Source organism: Lichenicoccus sp., from assembly GCF_965277665.1.
Classification (GTDB): domain Bacteria; phylum Pseudomonadota; class Alphaproteobacteria; order Acetobacterales; family Acetobacteraceae; genus Lichenicoccus.
Map to the genome: position 1 here is coordinate 113,762 of NZ_OZ255835.1, position 13,696 is coordinate 127,457.

9 protein-coding genes are annotated in these 13,696 nt (G+C 66.1%); 3 read left to right on the forward strand and 6 right to left on the reverse strand.

All coding sequences use genetic code 11. The features are described from left to right. Positions 1-128 precede the first annotated feature (128 nt). Positions 129-1,193, forward strand: a complete 1,065-nt coding sequence (locus ACQY4O_RS00545) for a helix-turn-helix domain-containing protein (RefSeq protein ID WP_428374309.1) — start codon at positions 129-131, stop codon at positions 1,191-1,193. Here ACQY4O_RS00545 and ACQY4O_RS00550 read toward each other — a convergent pair. From ACQY4O_RS00550 to ygiD, 3 genes are all read right to left on the reverse strand, one after another. Then, positions 1,177-3,570 (reverse strand): TonB-dependent receptor, encoded by a 2,394-nt coding sequence (locus ACQY4O_RS00550; protein WP_428374310.1) that lies wholly within the window; start codon positions 3,568-3,570, stop codon positions 1,177-1,179. The genes ACQY4O_RS00545 and ACQY4O_RS00550 overlap by 17 nt on opposite strands. Positions 3,571-3,992: 422 nt before the next feature. Beyond that, complete coding sequence (locus tag ACQY4O_RS00555; RefSeq protein WP_428374311.1) at positions 3,993-5,066, reverse strand: acetamidase/formamidase family protein; 1,074 nt, start codon at positions 5,064-5,066, stop codon at positions 3,993-3,995. Positions 5,067-5,127: 61 nt separating this feature from the next. After that, positions 5,128-5,931: a 4,5-DOPA dioxygenase extradiol gene (gene ygiD / locus ACQY4O_RS00560; RefSeq protein WP_428374312.1), complete on the reverse strand. Its 804-nt coding sequence runs from the start codon at positions 5,929-5,931 to the stop codon at positions 5,128-5,130. A gap of 208 nt (positions 5,932-6,139) precedes the next feature. Between ygiD and ACQY4O_RS00565 the strand changes: the two genes are divergently transcribed. Continuing rightward, positions 6,140-7,003, forward strand: a complete 864-nt coding sequence (locus ACQY4O_RS00565) for a TauD/TfdA dioxygenase family protein (protein WP_428374313.1) — start codon at positions 6,140-6,142, stop codon at positions 7,001-7,003. Between the two features lie 108 nt (positions 7,004-7,111). On the opposite strand, the gene ACQY4O_RS00570 is transcribed toward ACQY4O_RS00565, so the two are convergent. The 3 genes from ACQY4O_RS00570 to ACQY4O_RS00580 are packed head-to-tail and all read right to left on the reverse strand — an operon-like array spanning position 7,112 to position 12,683. Beyond that, entirely contained in the window at positions 7,112-8,887 is a 1,776-nt protein-coding gene (locus ACQY4O_RS00570; protein ID WP_428374314.1) for an aminopeptidase P family protein, read from the reverse strand. After that, positions 8,887-11,214: a glycoside hydrolase family 127 protein gene (locus ACQY4O_RS00575; RefSeq protein WP_428374315.1), complete on the reverse strand. Its 2,328-nt coding sequence runs from the start codon at positions 11,212-11,214 to the stop codon at positions 8,887-8,889. Before ACQY4O_RS00575 ends, ACQY4O_RS00570 begins: the two co-directional genes overlap by 1 nt. A 59-nt stretch (positions 11,215-11,273) precedes the next feature. Beyond that, complete coding sequence (locus ACQY4O_RS00580; protein WP_428374316.1) at positions 11,274-12,683, reverse strand: NAD(P)/FAD-dependent oxidoreductase; 1,410 nt, start codon at positions 12,681-12,683, stop codon at positions 11,274-11,276. 107 nt (positions 12,684-12,790) lie between these two features. On the opposite strand from ACQY4O_RS00580, the gene ACQY4O_RS00585 reads away from it, so the two are divergent. Continuing rightward, positions 12,791-13,690 (forward strand): dihydrodipicolinate synthase family protein, encoded by a 900-nt coding sequence (locus ACQY4O_RS00585; RefSeq protein ID WP_428374317.1) that lies wholly within the window; start codon positions 12,791-12,793, stop codon positions 13,688-13,690. Positions 13,691-13,696 lie beyond the last annotated feature (6 nt).

The window sequence follows — 13,696 nt, forward strand, 5'->3', positions numbered from 1 at the left end:
CATGACCGGGAGAACCCGTGCCGGCGGACGGCGGCGGACCGGAAGGTTAGCATGGGCCAGGTCCCTTGAGGTGGCGGCTGCGGTCGTTCCCAGGGTAGCGTCCGTAGCATGCTGGCGCGGATCAGGTCATGAAGGCTTGGAAGTTCGACATTGAGTCGCAGGGGCATGTCCGCGATCCGGCCGAGCGGCTTGCCCTCTGGCAGGATGTGCTGGGCCGGCTGTCGCTGCCCGCATCGCGCCCACTGGCGAACGGCGGCGAGATTGCCGGCCGTGTGACGTGCCTCGTTTCGCCGCTTGGCATCGAAATGGCTCGCCTCGATGCCGGCCCGCAGGAAATTTCCGGGCGCTACGCAAAGCAGCCGGACGGCATCTGGCTAGCGCAGTTGCTGAAGGGCGAGGGCACGCTGCGCGGTGATGGTGCCCCGATCGCGCTGCAGCCCGGTGACATCGCGTTCGGTCCGGTCGCGACCGACAGCGCGCTGTCGCTGCCGGTCGATTTCTCGCTGCTGTATATCCGCTTGCCTCGCCTTGCACTGCATCCGCGTCTGCTGGGTCCTGCCCCCGTGCGCGTCGGCGTGTTGCCGCGGCAGAGCGGCATCAAGCAGATCTTCGCCGGGATGCTGGCAGCACTCGCCAACACGCTCGAGGACCTGACCGCCAGCCATCTGCGCCCGCTCGAACTTGCAATCTCCGAGTTCCTGATCGGGGCGGTCCTGGGCGATGTGGCATCGAATCCGGTGCGGGCTGCCTCGAGCGTCCGGATCGCGTTGTTCCATCGCATCTGCCAGACCATCGAGGCGGAACTGGGCGACCCTGAGCTCAGCCTGACCAAGGTCGCCAAGCAGCAGGGCATCTCTCCGCGCAACATGCAGAAGCTGTTCGAACTGGGCGACCAGAGCTTCGGACACTACGTACGGGTCCGCCGACTGGAACGTTGCAAGGCCGACCTCGGCAGTCCGCTGCAGGCGCATCTGTCCATATCCGAGATCTGCTTTCGCTGGGGTTTCAACGACGCCGCGCATTTCAGCCGGGCCTTCCGCGAGCAGTACGACACCACGCCGCGGGCGTGGCGGAATACGCAGCGGGCCGATGCCCAGGTCGATGCAGAATCCGGGCCGGCCAGGCCAGGCGAGCCGCCTGCCGCGGCCGATCAGGGTTCCGGCGCAAAACCGATGATCAGAACGAGTAGCTGATCCTGCCGATGGCCTGGAACGGCGGGATATATTCGTTACTCGTCTGTGCGGTACCATACGGATCGGTGTAGCGCGAGGTCACGCCGGCCACGTTGCCAAGGTTGGTGAGGGCCACTGACACGAGCCAGCGTGTATGGTCCGGCTTGTAGCTGAAATACAGGTTGTACAACGGATAGGACGGCACCGAGTCGATGCCGGCATCGTTGAACACCCGGGCGACCTCCGTGCCCCGATAGACAAACTCGGCGCGCGACAGCAGCGCACCCGGACCGACGTGCATCGTGTATTCCACGTTGATCTCGCCCTGCACCCGCGGCAGATCGGGCGGCAGGGTGCCCTTGATGTTCTTGGCGGCAGTTTCCACCGCGGCCCAGCATCCGGGGTTGTAATACTGGCCGCCATAGGCGCAGGCGGGGCTACTGGCATAGACCGAGGTGGTGGTGGCCGAGTCGATTGCCTTGTAGTTGCCGATGACCTCGCCGTTCTCGAGGCTGAACTGCCCGTTGAAGCGCAGCCGTCCCTCGAGCATGCGGTAGCTGGCCTCCGCCTCACCGCCCCAGACATGCGTGTTGGGCACGTTGGCAATGCCGTAGGCATATGGATACGGATCGTTCTCGATATATTGCATGTTGCGGTAGTCATAGAAGAAGCCAGCCAGGTTCAGGATCAGGTGGTCCTGGAGCAGCCGGTTCTTGGAGCCGATCTCGAACGAAGTGATGCCCTCGGGAGCAAACGTCAGGCCAACCACCTTAGCGTCGGCGTTGCCGTTGACACCACCCGGCTTGTAGCCCTCGGTCACGCTCCCATAGAGCAGGTTCCGCGGCGTCAGGTCGTACTGGAGGTTGACGTTTCCGGTCGGGCGTTCGGTGGTGTAGGTCGTGTTCGCCTTGCTGGCACTGAACGCGGAGAAATTATCATCGAACGCGTTGTAGTGATCGACATTGTAGCGGACGCCGCCGGTCAGGCGTAGCGCGTTCGTGATATGCAGTGTCGCCTGCGCGTAGCCGGCCGCCGTATCCCGGGTGACCGCGGTGACGTTGCCGTAACCCAGGTTGGACGGTGGGTTGGTCTCGATGTCGGTGCCGGTCGACAGGTCCGGGTTTGGATTGGTGCCCTCAAGCTCCGATACGAACTGGTTGCTGCGGGTCGTGAGCAGGAAGATGCCCGCCACGGCGTCGATCCGTCCTCCAGGCAGCGTGGCAACGCTGAGATCCTCGGAATAGCTGTCGATCCCGGTGTTCCAGGCCGCGACGTCGTCATACGAGTGGAGAATTGCATAGGACAGGCGCGAACTGTCCTCCGACTGGTCGTTGTAGAGATGCTGGTACCCGGTGACAGATGTCAGCGTTCCGAACGGCAGCGTCCAGGCAAGGTTGATGTGGTAGAGGGAGGTGTCGAGGTTGAACTGCCCCGGGTAATCCTGGTTCACGAGCCGCGGGTTGGCCTCGGGATCCAGGATGTCCTTCTGTTCCGCTCCGTCCTGTTCCGCACGATACCACTGGGCACTGAACGTCGCGGAGAAGTTGTCGGACGGCTTCCACAACAGGGCGACCTTGCCGCTAATGTCGTGAGCGTCGTCGAGCTGATATCCGGCAATCGGCGGGTCGATGGCTTGGCCAAAGCCGTCATGGTCGTATTTCTGGAACGACAGCCGCACCGCTACCGTGTCGGACAATGGCACGTTCACTTCGGCCCGTTCCTGGAACAGGTTGTAGTTGCCGATCCCCCAGTCTGCCTTGCCGCTATAGACACCCAATGTCGGCTGATTGGTCACAAGGTTGATCACGCCGCCGGTCGAACTCTGCCCGTACAGGCTGCCCTGCGGGCCACGCAGCACCTCGACGCGATCGATATCGAAAAACGTCTGATCCAGCGAGATCGAATTCGCGAGATAGACCCCGTCGACAAAGAACGCCACGCCAGGCTGCGTCGTCAGCGCATTCTCCGGAGTCGACGACCCGACGCCGCGGATATTGACCAGGTTCTCGAAGCCGGCGGCCCTGGTGACCGTCAGGCCCGGAACCTCCCCGTTCAGCCCGGCCGCGTTGTTGATGTTGGACTTGTCGAGCGTGGTGCTGGTGACCGCGGTGATGGCAGCGGGCGCCTTCTGCAGGGTCGACCGCTGTCTGAGTGCCGTCACCGTGACCTGCTCGATGCCGCCGCCCGGCGCCGGCTTGTTGCTGCCCTTGGTTGTGGTGCCGGCACTCGGCGCTGCCTGCTGTTTCGCACTGGACGGCGCTTTGGTCTGGGGCGCTATAGTCTGGGGCGCTGTAGTCTGGGGCGCTGTAGTCTGGGGCGCTGTAGTCTGGGCTGCCGCCGCGTCCGGATGGCCGATCATTCCGACGCAGAGGCCGGGAATGGCCAGTGCGCCTGACATTGTCCTGAGTGATGCTGGCATGGTCAACCTTTCGGGCGAGGGTGAACCCAATGCGCGGCTGCACATCGCGGCGCTCCAGCCGGACAGGCTCACGGCCCGTCAAGACCCTTTTTAGGGCAGTGCCTTCCGACCGGACTATGACCTGAGGCACTTTTGTTTGATCGAGACACCGAACCGCACCAACAGTCCTCGAAAATTGCACGGAGTTTAGACATGGGTGACGCGGAAAGTACAAAATAGCGGCAGGTCCGGAATCGTGTCGTACCGATCGTCGTCGCGATCCCGACGAACCAGGCCGCAAGCGCGGTTCCGGGTGTCAGGCGCCCGGCGGAACCAGGCGTCCCGCGCTGGCGTTCCCGCAGGCGGAGATGCTGCGGCAGTGCGAGGACGCTCCGGCCATTGCGGCCAGGACCATCTTCCCGCTAAGTCATGCGCGGGAAGATCCCTCGGTCGATGCGGACATGCACACCCTGGCGCCCGTCGACCACCTGCGTCACGCCGAAATCCGCAGCGACGCTCATCAGCGAGTAGGCGTCGTTGCGGCTCAGGCGGCGATGGTTCGTGAGCAGGTCGAGCATGTCGACGGACGCGTTCCGCATCGCCTGGTTGAGATCCTCGTGGAAGCCGTGAACGATCCAGTGCTTCGGGGTCTCCAGCAACGGCGAGTTGAAGGTGAAGTCGCGCCGCAGCACGATCTGCATCAGAACGTCGAGCGATGCCTCGATCGCGGTGCCGGAAATCTCGCCGTCGCCCTGGCTGATGTGCGGATCGCCGACGGAAAACAGTGCGCCGTCGACCTGCACGGGATAGTACATCGTCGCGCCTGCGCCGATGCGCCAGTTGTCGATGTTGCCGCCGTGTCGTCCGGGCGGGATGGTGCTGGTGCGGCCGGGACTGTCCGGCGCCACTCCGGCCGTGCCGAGATGCGGCCGTACCGGCACCCGGATGCCTTCCAGCGCCTTCTCGCGGTCGCATTCCGGGCAGCGCGTGATGGTGCCCGGAACCACATACTTGCCGGGGAAGTCGTAGGCATAGACGGCGCTCGCGGTGTGCGCGTTCTCGTCGAGCTCGTAGATGGTAACGCGCTCCCTCTCGTCGAACTCCTTGTAGAGATAGCCCCAGTTGGCGGCGAGGTTGGAGCCGTAGCGCGAGCGCGGCGTCATGCGCAGGTAGCGTACTTCCAGCATGTCGCCGGGTCGCGCATCCCCGATCGCGATCGGACCGGTCATGATATGGACGCCGGGAGTGCGGTCGGCTTCCGGAACCTCACGGAAGATCCGCGCGATGCTGTCGTCCATCATCAGGTCCGGCGCATCCCCGGCGTGATGCGTGACCGCCTGTACCTGCACCAGATCGCCGCTGCGTATGGTCAGGGCGGGCGCGAGAGCGGGATCGAAGTAGCCCCAGTGCACGGTCTCTGGACTGGCGCGCAGGCTATGCAGCGCGCCCGGCAGGGTCTCGGAGCGACGTTCCGCGGAATGGCAGATCAGGGCCATGGGGCCTCCGGCTGGACGGGGACGGGTGGACGCGACGGAGGCATGCTAATGCACGCCCGGTTTAATGCACGCTCGGTGCCAGCAGGATGCTGGTCATGCTCAGCGACCCGTGCTCGATGTGGTCCGGTCCGAATTCGACGGCGTCCCCAATGTCGCGTGCGCCGAGGACGTAGAGCAGCGGCCAGTAATGGTCCGGGTCCGGCACGCTCTCCTGTGCGTCCCGGCCGAGCGCCGCGTACTCTATTGCGGATCCCGGTGTGTCGGTCAGGATCGCGTTGCGGACATGGTCGTTGAAGCGCATCGCCCAGTCGAAGGGCGCGGCGTTGCGGTTGTAAAAGTCCATGCGACGCAGGTTGTGCACGATATTGCCGGTCCCGACGATCAGCACCCCCTCGTCGCGGAGTGGCAGCAGGCGGCGTCCGATATCATAATGATAGCCCGCGTCGCGACTTGCATCCATGCTCAACTGCACCACCGGCATGTCGGCGTTCGGGTAAGCCTTGCACAGGACCGACCAGGTGCCGTGATCGAGACCCCACTCGCTGTGGTCCAGGGCGACCGGCATCGGTGCGATCAGATCGCGCACCCGCGCCGCCAGCGCCGGGTCGCCCGGCGCCGGGTATTGCACGTCGAACAGGGTCTGCGGGAAGGCGCCGAAATCGTGGATGGTCCTCGGCGCCGCCATCGCCGTCACCGCGATCCCCTGCGTCATCCAGTGCGCAGAGATGCACAGGATTGCCCTCGGACGGCCATACTCCCGCTCGATCCGCGCGGCGGTCGCGGCCCAGCGGCGCGTGGTGGCGTTGGTCTCGAGGGCGATCATCGGGCTGCCATGCCCGAAGAACACGACCGGCATTCTCGCCATGGTTCACGGCTCCTGCTTGCTCCACAAAGGCAAAGCCTATGCAGCGTCCCGGCGCGAGTCTTGCATCAGGACGCACGGGCATCAGGACGCACGGGCATCAGGACGCACGGCACTTGTTCGGGCTCATGCTAAAGACCGGACGCCTTGAGGCAAGCGCCCGGCGCTGGATGGCCGTAGCCTGCTTCGACCAGAGCAGGAGTTCGCGGACATGCAGGCAGAGACCGCTTCGGCCAGTATCTCAATCTCGCCGATGCAGCCGGGCTTCGGCGCGGTAATCCATGGCGTCGACGCGGCGCACGCCGATCCTGTCACCATGGCCGGCGTGGTCGAGGCGTTCCACCGCCACGGTGCGATCCTGTTGCGCAACCAGACCATGACACCCGACGACCTCATGCGTTTCGTGCGACTGTTCGGTGAGGCGGAGGGACACAGCCTCCGGCACTTCACGCTGCCCGGTTATCCCGAGATCTTCGTGCTTTCCAACCGCATCGAGAACGGTCGGCCGATCGGCGCGCATAATGACGGCGTCGGCTGGCATACCGACTACTCCTACAAGGAGAAGCCGGTGATGTGCACCATGCTGTATGCGGTGGAAGTGCCGCCGGAAGGCAGCGACACGCTGCTGGCCGACTGTTGCGCCGCCTATGATGCGCTTGCCGAACAGCGCAAGGCGGAACTGGGACACCTGCAACTGCATCACAGCTACGCCCACTTCATGGCAACCCGTGAACATGGCCGTGCGACACTCACCGAGGCGCAGAAGCGGGAGAACCCGGACGTGGTGCATCCGCTCGTTCGCACCCATCCCGCCGATGGCCGCCTGGCGCTCTGGCCGTCCACCGGAACGGTCGTCGAGATCCTCGGACAGGACGAGCCGTCGGATCTGGCTCTGCTGGACGAGCTGGTCGAGTTCCTGACGCAGGAGCGCTTCGTGCACCGCCACAAATGGCACGCCGGCGATATCCTGATGTGGGACAATCGCTGCACCCTGCATACCGGCACGTTGTTCGACGACACGCGGTATATCCGCACCATGCATCGGCTCTGGGTCAAGGGCGACCGGCCGGTCTGAGACGCGAATGACGGAGCCGAGCGCATTGCCCTATCCGAATGCTCTCAGCTTCGTCGATCTTGCATCCGACGATCCGGCGGCAGCCGGGCGCGTTCTAGGGCTTCTCCCTCAGACGACGGCGAGCGGGCAGCATGCCGCCTCCAGCCAGGCGGTCATGCCTGTATCCAGCATGGGCGAGAGGCGGGTCTGGATCAGGGAGTGATAGCTGTCGATCCAGCGCCGCTCCGCGTCGTCCAGCAGTGCCGGCAGGATCATCCGGCGCTGGAACGGCACCAGGGTGAGCGGCTCGAAACGCAGGAACGGCCGGTTCCTGGCACCGACCGAAGCGGGCACGACCTCCATCGCGTTCTCCAGGCGGATACCGTGCGAGCCCGGTTCGTAGTAGCCGGGCTCGTTGGTCAGGACCATGCCGGCATGCACCGGCTCCGCGCTCGGTCTGGATGTGAAGGCCAGCGGCCATTCATGCACCGACAGGAAACTGCCCAGGCCATGTCCCGCCCCGTGATCGAAATCCAGGCCGGATCGCCACAGGGCGAGCCGTGCCAGACTGTCGAGACGATGTCCGCTGGTCCCGTCGGGAAAGACTGCCTCTGCAAGCTGGATGTGACCCTGCAACACGCGTGTGAACTGTTCGCGCAGATATACGGGCGGCACGGCATCGCCAAGCCAGACGGTTCGCGTGACGTCGGTCGTGCCGCCGGGATATTGCCCACCGCTGTCGATGAGGTAGAGCTGTCCCGCCTGAAGGCGGGCGGCGGTTGCGGCTTTCGGGTGATAGTGCATCAGGGCCGCATTCGGACCGGTCGCCGAGATCGCTTCGAACGACGCCATGACGCACTCGCTCGATTGCATCCGCAGCGCCAGCAGTTGATCGGCTACCTCAAGCTCGGTCCGGCCGATCCCCTCGGTCTCGACCCAGCGCAGGAAACGGCACAGGGCGGCGCCGTCGAGCCGGTGGGCGGTACGCATTCCGTCCCGTTCCGCCTGCGTCTTGCAAGCGCGCGGCAGAAGGCAGGGGTCCGGGGCCCTGACTGGCCGGGCGCCGTGCTGCTCGAGAGTCTGCGTGAACCAGAGCGGCGTGCGCTCCGGATCGACCCGCACCTGCTGGCCGCTCAGCGCAGCGAGCATCTCCTGCATGCGGGCGGCCTCCACCACATCCACCTGCGGCCCGAGTCCGGACCGGACCGCAGGGGCAATCCGGGCAGGATCGACGAAGAGGGTGGCGGTCGCATCCGCACGCACCAGGGCATACGCCAACAAGACGGGCGTATGGGCCAGATCGGTACCGCGGAGGTTGAAAAGCCAGCAGATCGAACTCGGGTCCGCCAGGATCACGGCATCCTGCCCGTCGCGCCGGAGCGTCTCTGCAAGGGCCACGCGCTTCGCGTCGGCCGAGCGTCCGGTCCAGGCTTCCGGCTGCGCCACGGCCGGGCCTGTCGGGGGAGCCGGTCGGTCGGTCCAGATGCCATCGACAAGGTTGCCGGCGACCGGCACCGGACATCCCCATGTTCCGGTCAGCGTCTCGAGCCGCGCGGCACTCAGCAGCATCGGGTCGTAGCCGATCCGCAGCCCGGCGCGGTCAAGTGCATCCAGCCAGCGTCCGGGCGGATGCTCGTGAAGATGCCAATGCTCCCATAGCGCGCCATCCGTCTCTTCGGCGATCTGCAGCATGTAGCGGCCGTCGGTGAAGAGTGCGGCGCGATCAGCCAGCACGATTGCCGTCCCGGCGCTGCCGGTGAAGCCGGTGAGCCAGGCCAGCCGTTCGGCGGAGGGCGCAATGTACTCGCCAAGAAACGCATCGTTCCGAGGCACGACGTAGCCATCCAGGCCGAGTTCTGCCATGTGCGCGCGAAGGGCGTCCAGTCGAGCGTGAGCACTGGCCATTACAACGTCGTCTCCGTATTTGCCGGCAGGCAGGTCACGCCGAACACCGGCCCGGCGGAATGATCGGCCAGGGGCTCGAAGCGGACCAGGATGCTGTTCTTGCTTGCAGTCAGTGCCGGCGGAACATCGTATGCGCGATCGAAGAAGATGCCAGGCCGGCTCGCGTCGAGCTGTTCGAGCGCGATCTCGGTGCCTTCCACCAGGATGCGGAATCTGTGGTCGCGCTCTTCCCCCCAATATGTCGCCAGCAGCTTGATCGGGATGGACCGCGTGTGCATCCGAAACGAGAAGAACCCGCCCGATCTGGCATCCCGCCCGCTCCGGCCGCGATACATAACCGGATAGGAGCTTTCCGCCAGAAGCCCATGGCTCTGCTCGGAGTGCTTCTCGCCGGCCCGGAAGACGTCCGTCGCATCGGCCGCGATCGCCAGAAGCTGCGCCTTCCGAGCCTTCAGGAGCGTCTGCTCGGCCGCCCACGCCGCCTCGGTCAGAACCGGGAAATAGACGGCGCTGCGCCGGTCGTGCTGCCGGGTGAAGGCGCGCAGCGGTAGGCCTTGTGGACGACACATGACGGCCCAGCCGCCGGTGCCATCCTGCACAGGGCGCACGTGCGCCAGTACGTCCATGCCAACCAGCGCCGGCGTCGCACCCTCGAAAGCTGTCGCCGCCGGTCCCAGATCCGCGGCCAGCACCGACGGTCCGCGCAGGATGGACACCAGCGCGTCGGAACCCGGCGCATATTCGAGACGCAGCCGCATATCGAGGACCAGCACGACCCAGTCGCCGGGCCGCCACGCGCGCCGGAGCGTGAGATAGCCATCCGCATCCGGTCTGATCGGGATGAACTCGCCGTTCAGGCGGGCTGTCGTGCGGTTCGACCAGGCCGGTATGCGCAGTCGCAGCGTCCAGGGAAGCAGGCGGGCGCACTCTGCCACACCGAGCGTGATCAGGCCCGAGTTCGGGTAGTCGGTCTCGAGAGACAGCTTGATCCCCTCCCAGTCCAGCCGACTGGGAATGAAGAGATTGACCAGCAGCGTATCGCGCCCGGCATGCCAGTAGATCGAGTCGCCATGCTTGCCGTGGCTCTCCATTCCGGTACCGACGCAGCACCAGAAGTCGTCGAATGGCGACGAGTAGATACGGCTGGACCCGGACATCAGCGGCGTCATATAGGCGAACATGCCGGTGCGCGGGTTCTGCTGCGCCAGGATGTGGTTGAGGTGCGCGCGCTCGTAATAGTCGAAGAACGACGAGCGGGGCGTTGCCGCATAGAGCTGGCGCGTCAGCTTGAGCATGTTGTAGGTGGCACAGGTCTCGCACGTCTGCTCGGTGACGTAATTGGCCACCGTGTCAGCTTCGGTGAAGTATTCGCGGTCGCCGGTGCCACCGATGACGTAGCTGTGGTGTTCCGTCACTGCCGACCAGAATGTCCGGCTCGCCACCGCATAATCCGCACGCCCGGTGATCTCGTGCAGGTGGGCCAGGCCGATCACCTTGGGGATCTGGGTGTTGGCGTGCAGGTTGCCGAGATTGTCCTCGCCGCGAGCGAGCGGATCCAGCGTGCCCCTGTCGTAGATGCGCTCGGCCAGTCGCAGCCAGCGCCGGTCTCCGGTGCGCAGGTACAGCTCCGCCAGGCTCTCGTTGAGGCCGCCGTACTCGCAGGCAAGCACCTGCTGCATCTGCGCGACGTCGAGCCTGTCGAAGACGCCGCCGAGATAGCCCGCGATTCCGGTGCAGACGCCAATTGCAGCGCCGCTGCCGCAGAAGCGGTGCGCGTCGAGCAAACCGGCGAGCAGCTTGTGCCAGTTGTAGAGCGGCGACCAGGCGCCGTTCAGGCCGAAGCCGGTGGAATGGATGTGGCCGCTGGCAATCTCGGCGAACACCGCGCGCCCGGGCTCGACCTGGCCCTCGCGGCTGCGCGTGAACCCGGCGACATAGCCGTCCGGGGTTTGCTGCTGGCCCCGGGTTTGCTGCTGGCAAAGGACGAGTTCGGAGACGATGTAGATGACGCGTCTCTGCGCCTGCGCGTCGCCGGTCTGCGCATGCAGCAGCGAAAGCGCGCTCAGGTAGTGACCGAGCGTGTGCCCGGCGATCGTTTCCGACTCCCACCCGCCATAGACGGCGCCCTTGGGCGGCAGGCCGGCTTGCGCTCGATAGTTGTGCAACAGGCGGTCGGGTTCCAGGCGCATCATGTAGGCGCGGTTGGCGAGCATCGCGTCGTGATAGGGCGAAGGCGACAGCCGCACGGCCTGCATCGGAACCGGCGCGACGCAGGGCGGCACGGATGCTGCCGCCCCGAGGCCGGGCGCCAGCACGGTCGTGGGCACGCTCCTGAGCAAGGCCCGCCGCGTCAGCGCAAGCGGGTCCGGCGCCCCTGGCCGGTCGCTCAGCATCGGCTTGAGTTTCGCGGCGGTCGCCCGGAATAGGGCAATCCGACGGCTCGCCCGGGAAGCCGACTTCGTCCAAAGCGATCCGGACGGAACGGCGTCAGCGCGACGGGCGAGTGTTGCCCGGTCATCAAGGCCGCGATGATCTCCGCGGTGCGCGGCGCCAGGGTCAGGCCGAGATGCTGGTGTCCGCAGGCGACGAATAGGCCGGCTGCTGAAGGGCATCGCCCCAGTCCCGGCAGGTGACCCAGTGCCGGCAGGTAGTCGGGAAGCGTCGGACGGGCACCGACCCAGCGACTGAAGGGGGAGGCGACCGGCAGCCCAAGGGCGCGCACGTGCGCTTCCAGCCGGGCCCACTTCCGACGATCCGGAGGGGCGTCCTCGGCGTCGAACTCGACGAAGGAGGAGGCGCGCAGGCGTGCGCCGAAGCGGGTCACGATGAGCGAGCGCTCCTCGAACACCAGCGGTGGCAGCTCGTAGTCGCTGCCATGGCTCCACTCGACATGGTAGCCTCGCTCCGCCACCACCGGCATCCGGATGCCGATCCCGCGCAGCAGCCGGTTCGACTCGACGCCGGCAGCGATCAGGATCTTGTCGGCCCAGAGGATCTCCCCGGCGGCGGGTCCGGACAGCTCGACGCCGAGCCGCCCATCGCGCATCACGACACGCCGGACCCGTACGCGCATCCGCCGGACGCCCGCGCAGCAAAGAGCCGCCCCCAGGCGCCGCATCGTCTCGGCCACATCCCGCACCTGGCCGGTGTGCTCGAAGCGCAGCCCGATCGGCGGACGGACCGACAGATGCGACGCCACGCGGTCCAGTTCGGGTGCGCGCATCGATACCGCGAGCGCCGTACCGGTGTCGGCTCGCTGCCAACCCGCGGCCGCCGCTGCCCCCGGCCTCGCCTTGTGCCAGAGCATGAGATGGCCGGCGTTGCTGACAAGCGCGGGCGCGCCGAGATCGGCAGCTAGCCGCTGCCACGCGGGCATGGCGTCGGCGAGGAGGCTGGTCAGGGCGCGCTGACCCGACTTGGCTCTGAAGCAGGCGGCGGCAGCGCGACCGGCCCAGGGCAGCCATGCTGCCGGACGTCGCCAGCCGAAGTCGAGCGCCCCGCCGGCAAGGAACAGACGGCGCGGCAGGGTGAGGAGAAAAGCCGGATTGGTCAGCGGCCGCACCTGCTCGACGGCGATATGGCCGGCATTCCCGAAGGACGCGGGGCCGGAGGTCGCCAGGCCCGGATCGGCTGAACCGAGGCCGGTCGAGGCGGGGACCGGGCAGGACGCCACGTCAGGATCGAGCAGCACCACGTCGAGACCCGCCTCGCGCAGCCGCAACGCCGACACCCTGCCGATGATCCCGCCGCCGACGACGATGACGGGCGCCGGCGCGCGGGAGGGTTGCGTGTCCATCACGATCCGTTCCGAATGACGCCCGGCAGACAGCGTTTGTCCCTTGCCGGAAAATTTCGTATACGGTAAACGAAAAAGCGCAACGTGCAAGCGAGGTTCGATCTTCCATGCATTGGCTCGGCGTGTTCCCTGCCGCGACCACACAGTTCAGGCAGGATCTTTCGATCGATCTCGAAGCCACCCAGGGCGTTCTCGATGCGCTGGTTCGAGACGGGGTACATGGCCTCGTCGTTCTTGGCACCTGCGGAGAGAACAACTCACTGGAGCCGGACGAGAAGCTGAGCGTCATCGCCGCTGCGTGCGAAGCGGTAGCAAAGCGTGTCCCGATCGTGGTTGGCGTATCGGAGTTGACGACGCCGCGCGCCGCGGCTTTTGCGCGCAACGCGGAGCGGATCGGCGCCGACGCTCTCATGGTGCTGCCGGCCATGGTCTATGTGCCGAAGCCGCATGAGCTGGAGGCGCATTTTCGACATGTGGCGGCGGCGTCCTCCCTGCCGATCATGCTCTACAACAACCCGACCGCATACCGGGTAAATATCACCATCGACGTGCTGGCGCGGCTCACCGATGTCGAAACAATCGTTGCGGTGAAAGAGAGTGCCGCGGATACCCGCCGCTTCACCGACCTGCACAACGCCTTCGGCGACCGCTTCACCCTGATGGCAGGCCTCGACGACGTGGCGTTGGAGGCGCTGATGCTGGGGGCCGCGGGCTGGGTCTCCGGGCTGACCAGTGCCTTTCCGCGAGAATCAGTCGCGTTGCTGCAGGCGGTGCAAGGCGGCAATTTCCCCAGAGCGCTTCGCATCTATCGCTGGTTCATGCCCCTGCTGCACCTCGATGCGGACCATGATCTGGTCCAGTCGATCAAGCTTGCCGAGCAGGTGATGCAACGGGGCAGCGAGCGGGTGCGTGCGCCTCGTTACCCGCTCGAAGGCGCGCGACGGGCGGAAGTGATCGCCATGGTTCAAGCCGCTGCAAGCTCGCGGCCAGAGCTCTCGGCGCCCTGAGGGCCT